Source organism: Sphingomonas sp. 37zxx, from assembly GCF_000786205.1.
In the GTDB taxonomy this organism is placed as follows: domain Bacteria; phylum Pseudomonadota; class Alphaproteobacteria; order Sphingomonadales; family Sphingomonadaceae; genus Sphingomonas.
This window is the reverse complement of sequence record NZ_JROH01000003.1, coordinates 90136-102625: the sequence shown is the minus strand read 5'-3', so window position 1 is coordinate 102625 and position 12490 is coordinate 90136. Positions and strand designations below refer to the sequence as shown.

The window sequence follows — 12490 nt, the reverse complement described above, 5'->3', positions numbered from 1 at the left end:
ATCGCGTTGAAAACGATCAGGCCGGGCATGGCGATTACGACGTTACTCGGCATTCGCGCCGGTTAACAGCCGCGAACTGCGGCGCTGCTGGCCCGATCGGCTGTCGGCCTGCGATCCGCTTGGGCTAGTTGCCAGCGCAGCGGCAAGCGCTGCGACCACTGCGATTGCGGCGGTGCGAAGCGGATAATCGACCATGCTGTGGACGAGGATGACTCCCAACGCCACCATTGCCGCGCGGGCAATGTCACCGCCGCCCGGTGCCCAGGCGCGCCAGGCGGCACGGCCCCACCAGGCCAAAGCCGCCGCGATGACAGCCAGGCCGGGCAGGCCATATTCGAGCAGCCATTCGGCGAAGTCGCTATGGGCGTGGTTGACATATTCGGGCGTGACCGCGGCGGGGTATTCATAGCGTGGATAGACGGTCGTAAAGCTGCCCGCGCCTGAACCAAGCGGCAGATAGGCAGTGGCCGCCCGCAGCGTAGTGGGGATGGTCGAATCGCGCTGCTGGCTGCTGGACGGTTCGGGCGATGAAAGCCCCAGGCTCAGCGCGGCGACCGTCACCGCCACGATTGCCCCGATGCCAAGCCAGGTCGCGCGACCGAACCGTTTGTTTCGCCCGGCAAGTATTATCGCGACCGAGAGCGCGATGACCGGTCCTGCCATCACCGCCACCGCGACCGAACCGATGATCGTCAGCCCGCCGAGGATGAGCGGGGCGGCGATGGCCAGGCCCGCAAGGTACAATGGTTGCCATCGCCGGTCAGCGACGGGCGCGGCCAAGGCCCGCCGCGCGAGCACCGCCCAGCAAGGCACCGAGCACAGCAGCAAAGTGCCCAGATGGTTGCGATTGGCAAAGAACCCCACCGCGCTGCCGCGGTTGGTGATGGCATATGGGTATAGCGGCGAATCAATGCCCTGGATTCGCTGAAGCCCGCCGACGACCGACGACAGTGCAGCCATGGCGACCAGCAGGCGGAGCAACCAGATGCGGTCGCTATCGTCCGCGTCGATGACCGCGACGAACATCGCGAATGGGGGCACCAGGCTGACCAGCGCGCCGATGGCTGAGTCGGGGGTCAACGACAGTGGCAGCCAGCCGGGCTCGACGCCGGCCAGGACAAATCCGTCGAGGATGGCCGATCGCTGCGGCAAGGCCTGCCAGATCGATGGTGGCAGCGGAACAATGTGCAGCAGCATCATTGCTGCGGTCAGCGCAAACAGCAGCAACGGCCAGCGGTTGCGCGCGAAAGTCCCTCGCGGCGGCGGTTTGCGCGTGGCCAGCACCGACAGCGCCAGTGCGATGGCGGCGATTTGTACGGCGGCATTGGCGACCAGCCCGGCCGCGCTTGCGCCGCCGAACAGAAGTGCTGCGCAGAAGAAGGTCGCGATCAGGCGAAGTCGGTTTTGCGTCATTGCGAGGAAAACCGAAGTGTGATGACGGTGAATCACCACGATACCCAGGCAGGTGTGGCGGTGGCGCTTCAGACTAGAGACAGAAGGTGGTGCTCAGCATTTTTAAATCGCCGCCGAGCACTTCAGCGTCAATGCTGGTGTCAGGGGCTGACCGGTGGGCGGTCCACAGAATCGTCATCACCTCTACTCGCCGCCGCTGCGGCACCGAGGCTGACGGCTGTAATGGCTCCCAGCAATATGAACATATTGCCGATCGGCAGGCCGGGGGCAGGGACACCGCCTGCTACGGTCTCGTTTCCGACCGGGGGTTCCTCCCGCTGCGCTGAGCCGCTTGTCTGTTGGTTGGAGATGCCAAGCGCGGTTCGGTTGCTGGCAAGGCGAGCAGCCGAGGGTGCGTTTGCGGCTGCGCCAACGGTTTGTGCCGAGACGACAGTCGTTTGCGCGACCAGCGCCAATGCGGCAACCCAAGCTGTTGTTCGACCTATCATTATCATCTCCCCAAGCCGCTGCGCGCACAAGTTGAGTTAAGTACATAGCATCATTTCGTATCGACAGCCATCGGTAAAAGCAGCGCCGATGGCTGCTACCGGTGCTTCCCCTACTAAGCGTCAGAACGGCCTGAATAACGTGACGAATGGCAGCGTCTGGAGGACAGTGTTCAGCGTCTTGCTGGTCGAAGAGCCATCGACGACGACGATGTCGTCGGCATAGATGATCGGATCGGGTGATTCGCCGCGGCGAATGCTCTTCAGGTCGAAGGCGGCGGCCATGCGCTGGCCATCGATATGCCGAAACACGACCACACGGCGGGCATTGGCCTCGGGCGCGGTGCCGCGCGCCATCGCGATCGTCTTCAACAGGGAGGTTGGTGCCCCGATCGGATACAGGCCGGGTTGCAGTACCGATCCTTCGACGGTCACGATCCGCTGTGCCGCGCTTTTGAGGGTGACCGCGATCTTGGGGGCCGTCAGATATTTTGCGCCCAGCACGCGCTCCAGATCATCCTCGAACTCGCCGGTGGTGCGCCCCGCGGCTGATACGGGGCCGACCAGCGGCAGATTAATCCGTCCGACAGCGTCGATCGTCTGGTCGCCCGACAAGGTGTCGACCTTGAACACGTAGATGGACACCACGTCGCCAACGCCGAGCCGATATTCGAGATTGCCGATCGGCAGGTCGGGGGCGTCGGGAGCGACGAATCCCGCTGGGTCATAAGCAATGTTGCCGCCACGGCGACCGCCGCATCCCGCCAGGATAACGCATGCCGCCACGAGCAGTATACCCAACCTTCGCCGACCGTTCTCGCGTTTGGATGTCGCCATTTGCACAGGTCTATCGTGCACGCGATACCGCCGCAATAGCGCGGGTAGCGCGCCGGTTGGGGTGGCTTGCGGGTGGTGTGATTGCTTGACTGGCAAACGCCATCGGCACCAAGCTTTGGTGGGCCCGTCGGGATTCGAACCCGAGACCTACAGATTAAAAGTCCGTTGCTCTACCAACTGAGCTACGGGCCCGACCAAGGAGGGGCAACTAGGGACGAGCGCGCTTGCGGTCAACCGGGCGCGGGCGGTGATTTTGGACCAGGGTCTGCGCGATCGTCCGGCCGGTGACCGGATCACGCCAGCGCGGCGCGATTTGCCGGGCAGGGGCCAGCACGAAGGCTCGCTGCCGAAACGCGACATGCGGCACCGTCAGCGATCGTTGCCGCCACACGCCGCCCGACCACAGAATAATGTCCAGATCGAGCACGCGCGCGCCCCAGCGGCGGCCCGGGCGCCGACCGAAGGCGGCCTCGATCGCCTTCAGCGCGGCTAGCATCGCCGGCGGGGTAAGCCCGCTTTCGACCAGCACCGCACCATTGGCGAAACGGCGGCGCGACGGCCCCATCGGCGGGGTTGCGATGATTCGCGCCGAAGCAACCACGCCGGGCAACGCCTTGATCGCCGCCGCCAGCGTCGCGCGGGGGTTGCCGTGGTGGCTCGCCCGGTTTGACCCCAGGGCGATCAGATAATTCGCGGTCGGGTAATTTGCTTCTGACACCGCCATGCGCCTATCGCGCGCAGATGTTCGCGCCAAGCCCACTTCCCGAATCCGAACCGCCGCATGATTGCCCGCGCTGTCCCCGCCTGGTCGCCTTTCGCGAGGCGCTGCGGGTGGAATATCCCGATTGGTGGAATGCCCCGGTCAACGCCTTTGGCGATCCCCAGGCATGGCTTGGCATTATCGGCCTGGCTCCGGGCAAGCACGGGGCAAACCGCACCGGGCGCCCCTTTACCGGCGACCATGCCGGCATGTTGCTGTTCGATACGCTGGCCAAGTTCGGTATGGCATCGGGCGTCTATGAAGCGCGGCCCGACGACAGCCTGAAGCTGGAGGGGGTGTGCATCATCAACGCAGTCAAATGCCTGCCGCCCGAAAACAAGCCGACGCCCGAGGAAATCCGCACCTGTCGCCCGTTCCTGGAGGGGCAGATCGCCGATCTGGGGACGCCGCGCGTGTTTATCGCGCTTGGCCAGATCGCACACCAATCGGCGGTCAAGGTGCTGGGGGGCAAGTTGCCCAAGGCCAAGTTCGGGCATTTGGCCGAACATCGCATGCCCGGTGGCCAGATCCTGATCGATAGCTATCATTGTTCGCGCTACAACCAGAATACCGGGCGGCTGACGCCGACGATGTTTGAAGCGGTGTTTGCACGCGCGCTGGTGGTTCGGGACGAGCTGGCGCGGGGCGGGCTGGGCTAGCCGATAGGGGGCGATACGCCGGGCGTTTCCGGCTTGACGATCCCGCCGCGCCTATGTCAGCCAGTAAGTTATGTCGGATAGCATATAGGCGATCGACGTTGCGGGAGGGTGACGGATGCAAGCTGGGGAGGATGCGGCGATCGCGCCTGGGGCACCGGACCGCCGAGTAGCGGCCACCGATCCGCGGCTGATCGTCGACACCGCTGCGATGTCGCGGTTCCAATGGGGAATCGTCGCGACGATGGTCGGGCTGAATGCGCTCGACGGGTTCGACGTGCTGTCGATCAGCTTTGCGTCGCCCGGCATCGCCGCGGCCTTGGGGGTCGATCGCGCCGCGCTGGGCATCGTGCTGTCGATGGAGCTGATCGGCATGGCGATCGGATCGCTGGTGCTGGGCGGGGTCGCCGACCGGATCGGGCGGCGCGCGACGATCCTGGGCTGCCTGATGGTGATGGCGACGGGCATGTTGGGGGCGTCGACCGCGCAAGGGGTGACGGGGCTGTCGCTGTGGCGGGTGCTGACCGGGCTGGGGATTGGCGGGATGCTGGCCGCGACCAACGCCGCCGTCGCCGAAGCCGCCAACGCCCGCCGCCGCGCGTTGTGCGTCGTGCTGATGGCAAGCGGCTATCCGGTGGGCAGCGTGATCGGCGGGTCGATCTCTGCCGTCCTGCTGGCGCGCTATGACTGGCAGGCGGTGTTCCTGTTCGGCGGCGTCGCCACCTTGTGCTTCATTCCGTTGGTATTGCGGTTCGCGCCTGAATCGATCGCGTTCCTGATGCATCGTCGACCGCCCGATGCGCTCGCCCGGATCAACCGGTCGCTCGAGCGGATGGGGCATCCCACGATCGACGTCTTGCCGGCTCCCGAGCCCCGGCCTGTCAAAGTGCCGCTGGTCGAGCTTTTCTCACCCGTGTTCGCCCATGTCACCGGGCTGCTGACGCTGGCCTATCTCATGCACATCATGACCTTTTATTTCATCGTGAAATGGATTCCCAAGATCGTGGTCGACATGGGTTTTGCCGCGCCGCTGGCCGCCGGGGTGCTGGTTTGGGCGAGCGTTGGCGGGGCGACCGGGGCGTTGTTGTTGGGACTGCTCACCGCGCGGGTTCGGTTGCTGGGGCTGACCATCGCGGCGATGCTGTTGTCGACGGTGCTGGTCATAGTCTTTGGTCAGGAACGGACCGATCTTGCCGCGTTGTCGGCCATCGCAGCGCTGGCCGGCTTTGCCACCAACGCGGCGGTCGTCGGCCTCTACGCATTGATTGCACAGAGTTTTCCAACCGCCATGCGTGCGACCGCAACGGGGTTCGTCATCGGTATCGGGCGCGGCGGATCGGCATTGGCTCCCGCGCTTGCCGGGTTGCTGTTCGCCGCCGGCTATGGTCTGTCGAGTGTAGCGATGCTGATGGCGGGAGGTTCGGCGATAGCGGCCGCAGCCCTGTTCGCGTTGGGACGCCGGACGACCGCCGCTTGAGGCACCGGCCGGTCGGTTCTATGGACCTGCCATGCCGGGAGAAAAAGACGTGCAGGCTGAACTGGATACCGACATTATCGCGCTGGGGGCGCTTGATGGCCTGGTAGGGTATCACATGCGACGGGCGTCGGCGGCCATCGGCAACGATTTCGCCCGCGCGATTGCCGGCACCGGCATGCGCCAGGTGTTGTTCGGCATCCTTTCGGTCATCGCTGCCAACCCCGGGATCAACCAGGGCACGGTCGGCCGCGCGCTGGGCATCCAGCGCGCCAATATGGTCAGCCTGGTCAATGAACTGGTCGATGCTGGCCTAGTGCAGCGCCAGACCGCTGTCGATGATCGCCGGGCATTGGCGCTGACGTTGACGCCCGAAGGCGAGGAAAAGACCCGGACCAGCCTGGAGCTTATTCGCGCGCATGAGGACCGGTTGTTGTCGGGGCTGTCGGCTGGCGAGCGGGAGCAGTTGATCGACTTGCTGGCACGGATCGAGGCGGCGGGGGACTGATCCTCCTTGTCCTCGCCTCGCGAGCTTGAGCGCGATGACGTTACGCTGATCGATTGACCCCTACTTCGTCATTCCCGTGAAGGCGGGAATGACGCAGGAAATGCTTCAGCGCTCTTCGGGAGCCAGCCGCCAAAAGAGCAATTGCATCGCCCGCCACAATATGTTATGTCACATAACAATATGGAGGAGGATGTATGGCCATGCTCGCAGAAACTGCACCCGGTCGCACTTTTGATCGGCTGAATCCGGTGACCGGCGAGGTCGCGACGACCGCGCCTGCCGCCACCGTCGCCGATGCCCAGGCGGTGGCCGACGCCGCCGCTGCGGCATTCCCTATCTGGTCGGTGATTGGCCCCAATGCGCGGCGCGCGCTGTTGACCAAGGCGGCCGACGCGCTGGCGGCGAAGGCCGATGCGTTCGTTGCCGCGATGATGGGCGAAATCGGCGCGACCGAAGGCTGGGCGCGCTTCAATCTGGCGCTGGCGGTGGGCATGGTGCGCGAAGCCGCGGCGCTGACCACGCAGATCGGCGGCGAGGTGATCCCGTCGGACAAGCCCGGCTGCATCGCGATGGCGCTGCGCGAACCGGTGGGGGTGATGCTGGGGATTGCGCCGTGGAACGCGCCGATCATCCTGGGCGTCCGCGCGATCGCGGTGCCGCTGGCATGCGGCAATACCGTGGTGCTCAAGGCCAGCGAGCAATGCCCGCGCACGCACAGCCTGATCGCCGAGGCCTTTGCCGATGCCGGTCTGCCCGAAGGCGCGGTGGGTATCGTCACTAACGCACCGGAGGATGCGGGCGCAGTCGTTGGCGCGCTGATCGATCATCCCGCGATCCGGCGGATCAACTTCACCGGATCGACGCATGTCGGCCGGATCATCGCCAAACGCGCCGCCGAGCATCTGAAGCCGGTGCTGCTGGAGTTGGGCGGCAAGGCACCGCTGATCGTGCTGGAGGACGCAGACCTCGACGAAGCGGTGAAGGCGGCGGCGTTCGGCGCGTTCATGAATTCGGGCCAGATCTGCATGTCGACCGAGCGGATCATCGTGGTCGATGCGGTGGCGCAGGCCTTTGTCGGCAAATTCGCCGCCAAGGTGGCGGGCATGGCGGTGGGCGATCCGCGCGAGGGCAAGGCACCGCTTGGCGCGGTGGTCGATCGCAAGACCGTCGATCATGTGCGCGCGCTGATTGCCGATGCCCTGGCGGCGGGCGCGGTGCAGGTGAATGGCGGCGAAAGCGCGGGTGAGGGCGGGGGCGTGCTGATGCCCGCGCACGTCATCGACCGGGTGACCCCCGAGATGAAGCTGTTCCGCGACGAAAGCTTTGGCCCGGTGGTGGGGATCACCCGCGCGCATGACGAGGCGCACGCGATCATGCTGGCCAACGATACCGATTATGGCCTGTCGGCGGCGGTGTTCACGCGCGACACCGCGCGCGGCCTGCGCGTTGCGCGCCAGATCAAATCGGGCATTTGCCACATCAACGGCGCGACGGTGCATGACGAGGCGCAAATGCCCTTCGGCGGGGTCAAATCCTCGGGCTATGGCCGCTTCGGCGGCAAGGCCGGGATCGACGCCTTCACCGAGCTTCGCTGGGTCACGATCGAGACCGAAGCGGGGCATTACCCGATCTGATCGCTTCCCCCAGTTTCCAATCCTCCCAGCGCCCGTGCTTCGGCCGGCGAGCAGAAAGCGACCTTGGCATGACTCAATTCAGCAGCAACGACACGGTATCCTATGCCATCGAAGGCGGCATCGCCTGGGTGAAGTTCAATCGTCCCGACAAGCGCAACTGCATGTCGCCGACGCTGAACCGCGACATGCTGGAGGTGCTTGACCTGCTCGAATTCCGCGACGATGTGGGGGTGCTGGTGCTGGCGGGTGAAGGAACCGCCTGGTCGGCGGGCATGGACCTGAAGGAGTATTTCCGCGAGACCGAGGCCAAGGGGCTGGGCGCGACGCGCGCGGCACAGCGCGAGAGCTATGGCTGGTGGCGGCGGCTGCGCTGGTACCAAAAGCCGACGATCGCGATGGTGAACGGCTGGTGCTTTGGCGGCGGCTATGGCCCGCTATTCGCCTGCGACCTGGCGTTCGCCGCCGACGAGGCGCAGTTCGGCCTGTCGGAGATCAACTGGGGCATCCTGCCCGGCGGCGGCGCGACCAAGGTGGCGGTGGAACTGCTGCCGTTCCGCAAGGCGATGTATCACGCGATGATGGGGGAGAATGTCGACGGCAAGACTGCCGCCGAATGGGGCTTGGTGAACGAATCGCTGCCGCTGGCCGAGCTGAAGGCGCGGGTCGCCGAGGTGGCGAACATATTGTTGAAGAAGAATCCGGTTGCGCTGAAGGCGACCAAGGACGCGGTGCGCCGGGTATCGGTGATGAGCTATGACGACGCCGAGGATTATCTGATTCGCGCGCAGGAAGCCGCCAACAGCTATGACAATGATGGCCGCAAGGAGGGCATCCGGCAGTTCATCGACGAAAAGAGCTATAAGCCCGGCCTTGGTGCTTATGACAAGGACAAGGCGGGTAGCTGAAGCGGATCGGGGTCAGGCCGCGCCGCGCAAAGCCGGCCTGGTCGGCGTCAAAGGCGGGTCGGTGGGCATAGGTTGGGCGTGGTCGAGCAGGAGCCTGGTCGACGCATCGCGATCGACCGCGCGCGAGAAGAGATAGCCCTGGCCCAGCTCGCAGCCGATCGCCGCCAGCTGATAGGCCTGACGTTCGGTTTCGACCCCTTCGGCGACCACGCGGATGCCGAGCTTTCCGGCGATACCGATCAGCCCCTCGACAATGGCGGTGCCGACGTCGCCCGGTGCCAATCGATCGATGAAGCTCTTGTCGATCTTCAGGATGTCGACCGGCACCGTCAGCAGGTGCGTGAGCGAGGCATAGCCGGTGCCGAAATCGTCGAGCGCGACGCGGATGCCCCTGGCGCGCAAATCCTTGATCGCGGTCTGCACCCGGTGGTCGCCATCGCCCATATAGACGGCTTCGGTGACTTCGAGGATCGCGTGCGCCAGCGGGACGCCGTGCCGGTCGAAGGTGTCGACCAGTATTTTTTCGAGCGCACCGTGGCGCATATCGGCCGACGAGATGTTGATGCTGACATGCTGGAATGGGATGCCAAGGTCGAGCCAGGCACGAACGTCGCCAGCGACGATCTCGATCATCCGGGCGGTCAGCGCGGTGGCGACATAGGCGTCCTTGGTCGCTTCGTGAAAGGCGGCGGCGGACACGATCCGGTCGCCGATCCGCATCCGGCATAGTGCTTCCATCCCGACAATCTCGCGGGTGTCGAGGCGGAATACGGGCTGGTAAAAGGCGTCGATCCTGCCTTCGCGAAGGGCGGCATCGACCTCGCGGATGTCACCCAGGCGGCGGGTCATCGCGGTGCCGAGCCCCGGCCAATAGCGGACAAAGCCGCCGCGCCCGGTTTCCTTGGCATGGTACATCGCGAAATCGGCATGCTGGCGGACACGCTCAGGCGCACAGTCCCCCGCCGACAACACCGCACCCCCGATAGTGGCACGCGGCACGACGATCTGCGGGCCGCAGGTTGCAGGATGTCCGATTGCGCCGAGGATCTGCTCGGCGGTGCGATCGAGGTCGCGCAGCGTTTCCTTGGTCTCCAGAATGATCGCGAACTCATCGCCGCCGATCCGGAACACTGGTTCAGGTGCCACGGCGGCGGCGATGCGGTCACCCGCCGCGCGCAGCAGGCAATCGCCGACCGCGTGGCCGAAGGTGTCGTTGACGTCCTTCAGATTGTCGAGGTCGATCATCAGCATCGCCCAATTGCCGGGGATTGCGCAATCGAGTGTCGACAGTGTCGCCTCAAACGCCGCCCGGTTGGCGAGGCCGGTCAGTTCGTCGGTAAATGCCCGCCGCCGATGTTCTGCCACGCGCCGTTCGCGATCGAGCGCGATCAGGCATAAATGGGTACAATTGCCAACGATTTCGCGTTCGATTTGCGTGGGTTCGCGGTGTTCGCGGTAATAAAAGGCGAAGGTTCCGACCGGATCACCGGCAGCATCGAGGATTGGGCTGGACCAGCAGGCGCGCAGCCCGAGCGGTTCGGCGAGATGCTTGAATTTGGCCCAACGCGGGTCGTTGGGGATGTCGGTGACGGTGACTTCGCGCCGAAGATAGGCCGCGCTGCCGCACGAGCCGATATCGGGGCCGATCGCCAAGCCTTCGACAATCGCGGCGAAATCGGCGGGCAGGCTGGGTGCTGCCAGCGGATGCATTATGCCATCGGCATCAACCACGATGATCGAACAGATGGTTCCCGGTGCCTGTTGTTCAGCCTCGATGCACAGTCGCGCGGCGGTATCGGCGAGTGGTTCGCCTTTGGCAATCATCTCCAATATGATGTTCTGCATCTTGAGCATGGATGGTTCGATCGCAGTTGCACCGAGTCTTGAGGTCTAATTATAGCAGCATCGAGCGCTGTCGCCGGCAAGGCGGGACAAAGGTGACGTTATCGACCTGTTGGCCGAATACGTAGCTATCCTCAGCCACCGATAAAAACGCCAACCCCATGATTATGTTCCCCGCACCATTATTGGTGACCAGTCGCACAAAGTGACTTGCCGGTTGCTGAATAGCAGTGGGTCGCCTGGCTCGGGAGCGGCGGTTCGCTTTGGGGTTGCGGGAGGTTTGGAGAAACACTCTACCGCGGTAATTTTGGTCGGGGCGACAGGATTCGAACCTGCGACCCCCACACCCCCAGTGTGATGCGCTACCAGGCTGCGCTACGCCCCGACCGAAGGCGGGCGTCTAGGCCGATCGCCGATCCGACGCAAGGGGGGAGTGACGCCGACCTTCTCGTGCGACACGCCCAGCCCGCGCTTCAAGCGCGGAGCTCGCGCAGGAACCCCTCGGTCTGGCCGGTCAGTGCGTCGGCACCCGAGATGAGCCGTGCGGCAAGCTGCTCCATTGCTTGCGCGGCACCGCGTGCGCCTTCGGCGGTGTGGGCGATGTCGCGCGCGTCGGTTTGCGTGGCGGCGGCGGCGTGGACTGCTTCGCTGACGTGGCGGGTGATCACCTCGGTCGCGCCGTGCTGCGCGTCGATCGCCAGCATGATCTGCGCCGACCGCTCGGCCATCGCGGTGATCGCGCTATCGATCTGGGCATAGGTACAGGCCACCGCCGTCACCGATCCGCCGATGTCGACGATGTGCCGGGTCACGGTGTCGGCGGCGCGGGCGGTCTGGTCCGACAGCGATTTCACTTCATTGGCGACGACGGCGAAGCCGCGCCCGGCCTCGCCCGCGCGCGCCGCCTCGATCGTCGCGTTGAGCGCCAGCAATTTTACCTGGCGCGAGATCGTCGCGATGATGTGTGCGACCTGGTCGATCGATTGCGCCGATCGTTTCAGCTCGCCGGTGCGGGCATTGCCCTCCTCGACCAGCTCGACCGCATCGGCGGCGAGCGCGCGGGCCTCGCGCGTGCTGGCGGCGACCTGCATCAGGCCGTTGGTGAGATGGCGCCCTTCGACTTCGATCCCGCCGAGATTGGCGGCGCTCTGAGTCGCGGCGGCGGCGACGGCGGCGGCGCTTTCGCCGGTTGCTGCCGAGCGCACGCCGCTGGCGACGGCATTGGTGCGGATCGCCAGCGCCAGTGCGCTCAGGTCGCGCGCGAGGCCGGCGACGTCGCTTTCAAAGCGCTGCCCCGCCGCCTCGATCCGCTGCGCGCGCGCCAGCCGCCGGCGGGTGCGGTCCCGCTCGTCGATCGCCGCCAGGTCGACCAGCCGCCGGTTGGCCAGCGTCGCATGCAACCGCCCGTTGCGGGTGAGCACCATGCCGTCGCTGCCCTGCGCCGCGCGATAGGTGGCGATCAGATCGGGGATCGCCAGCGACGATTCAGCGATCGGCACCGGCTTGAGATAATGCCACAAGCTGCTGCCATAGGCCGGATTGCTGAGCAGTGCATGGCCATAGGGATTGAGCAACAGCCGGCGAATATCCTTTTCAAACAACGCGCCGATCGGGCGATATTCGTCATCGACCACCGGCAGCAATCGCGCATCGGGATTGCGTTGCAGCATGTCGATCGCGTCATCGAGCCGGTCGTTGCAATGCACGCTGGGCGGCGAGCATTCGTCGGGGCGCAACCAGCGATCGGCGGTTTGATCGGTCTCGGGATCGGTCTCGGCACCATGTCCGGCATCAGCACCCAGGGCGGCACCCAGAGCGGCACCGAGACCGGCAACACGAAAGAGATCGGGCGAAGGCGCTGTTTTCATGGGCAGTTCGCTAGAGCGGCTTGCTTAAGGCAGGGTTAGGATTTGATGACGGTTCGATGACTTGCGACGAAATGTTGCGCTTTCGTCACGATCGGGCCGAAATAAGCA

Annotated in this window: 10 protein-coding genes and 2 tRNA genes; 5 read left to right on the top strand and 7 right to left on the bottom strand. The window is 65.2% G+C overall.

The window, feature by feature from the left end:
- Positions 1-42: 42 nt before the first annotated feature.
- The 4 genes from QU44_RS01820 to folK all read right to left on the bottom strand — a co-directional run bounded on the left by QU44_RS01820 (position 43) and on the right by folK (position 3453).
- Positions 43-1413 carry an O-antigen ligase family protein gene (locus tag QU44_RS01820; protein ID WP_033919715.1) on the bottom strand — a complete coding sequence of 457 codons (1371 nt, stop codon included), beginning with the start codon at positions 1411-1413 and terminating at the stop codon, positions 43-45.
- Positions 1414-2021: 608 nt separating this feature from the next.
- Entirely contained in the window at positions 2022-2699 is a 678-nt protein-coding gene (locus tag QU44_RS01810) for a polysaccharide biosynthesis/export family protein (RefSeq protein ID WP_197054219.1), read from the bottom strand.
- A gap of 152 nt (positions 2700-2851) precedes the next feature.
- Positions 2852-2927, bottom strand: a tRNA-Lys gene (locus QU44_RS01805).
- 16 nt (positions 2928-2943) lie between these two features.
- Positions 2944-3453, bottom strand: coding sequence for a 2-amino-4-hydroxy-6-hydroxymethyldihydropteridine diphosphokinase (gene folK, locus QU44_RS01800; protein ID WP_443018062.1), 510 nt, complete (start codon positions 3451-3453; stop codon positions 2944-2946).
- Between the two features lie 23 nt (positions 3454-3476).
- On the opposite strand from folK, the gene QU44_RS01795 reads away from it, so the two are divergent.
- The 5 genes from QU44_RS01795 to QU44_RS01775 all read left to right on the top strand — a co-directional run bounded on the left by QU44_RS01795 (position 3477) and on the right by QU44_RS01775 (position 8672).
- Positions 3477-4154, top strand: a complete 678-nt coding sequence (locus tag QU44_RS01795; protein ID WP_033919712.1) for a uracil-DNA glycosylase — start codon at positions 3477-3479, stop codon at positions 4152-4154.
- A 208-nt stretch (positions 4155-4362) separates the two neighbouring features.
- A complete protein-coding gene (locus tag QU44_RS01790) occupies positions 4363-5628 on the top strand; it encodes an MFS transporter (protein WP_443018063.1) in 1266 nt (421 codons plus the stop codon).
- A gap of 31 nt (positions 5629-5659) precedes the next feature.
- Positions 5660-6133: a MarR family winged helix-turn-helix transcriptional regulator gene (locus tag QU44_RS01785; RefSeq protein ID WP_052134233.1), complete on the top strand. Its 474-nt coding sequence runs from the start codon at positions 5660-5662 to the stop codon at positions 6131-6133.
- Between the two features lie 194 nt (positions 6134-6327).
- Complete coding sequence (locus QU44_RS01780) at positions 6328-7767, top strand: aldehyde dehydrogenase (protein WP_052134232.1); 1440 nt, start codon at positions 6328-6330, stop codon at positions 7765-7767.
- A 68-nt stretch (positions 7768-7835) separates the two neighbouring features.
- Positions 7836-8672, top strand: coding sequence for a p-hydroxycinnamoyl CoA hydratase/lyase (locus QU44_RS01775; RefSeq protein ID WP_033919711.1), 837 nt, complete (start codon positions 7836-7838; stop codon positions 8670-8672).
- A 12-nt stretch (positions 8673-8684) separates the two neighbouring features.
- On the opposite strand, the gene QU44_RS01770 is transcribed toward QU44_RS01775, so the two are convergent.
- The 3 genes from QU44_RS01770 to QU44_RS01760 form a co-directional block, all read right to left on the bottom strand.
- A complete protein-coding gene (locus QU44_RS01770; RefSeq protein WP_052134231.1) occupies positions 8685-10526 on the bottom strand; it encodes a putative bifunctional diguanylate cyclase/phosphodiesterase in 1842 nt (613 codons plus the stop codon).
- Positions 10527-10822: 296 nt separating this feature from the next.
- A tRNA-Pro gene (locus tag QU44_RS01765) sits at positions 10823-10899 on the bottom strand.
- Between the two features lie 88 nt (positions 10900-10987).
- On the bottom strand, positions 10988-12382 hold the full coding sequence (locus QU44_RS01760) for a methyl-accepting chemotaxis protein (protein WP_033919710.1): 1395 nt from the start codon (positions 12380-12382) through the stop codon (positions 10988-10990).
- Positions 12383-12490 lie beyond the last annotated feature (108 nt).